A 363-nucleotide genomic window follows, 5' to 3' on the forward strand; every position below is an offset into this window, starting at 1 on the left:
TCCGCGCGGTGCTGGAGCGTGCGGGCGTGAAGCCCGAGCAGGTCAGCGAAGTGATCATGGGCCAGGTGCTGACGGCCGGCTCCGGGCAGAACCCGGCGCGGCAGTCGTTGATCAAGGCGGGGCTGCCCACGGCCGTGCCGGGGATGACGATCAACAAGGTGTGCGGCTCGGGCCTGAAGGCCGTGATGCTGGCGGCGAACGCGATCATCGCGGACGACGCGGAGATCGTGATCGCGGGCGGCCAGGAGAACATGAGCGCGTCGCCGCACGTGCTGCCGGGCTCGCGCGACGGCTTCCGGATGGGCGACGCGAAGCTGGTCGACACGATGATCGTCGACGGCCTGTGGGACGTGTACAACCAGT

General features: G+C 69.4%; 1 pseudogene. It reads left to right on the plus strand.

The window, feature by feature from the left end:
- A pseudogene (locus H3O04_RS35820) lies at nt 1-363 on the plus strand (acetyl-CoA C-acetyltransferase); the annotation flags it as partial.

Origin of the sequence: Burkholderia sp. KCJ3K979 (genome assembly GCF_016759955.1) — a bacterium.
Classification (GTDB): domain Bacteria; phylum Pseudomonadota; class Gammaproteobacteria; order Burkholderiales; family Burkholderiaceae; genus Burkholderia; species Burkholderia orbicola.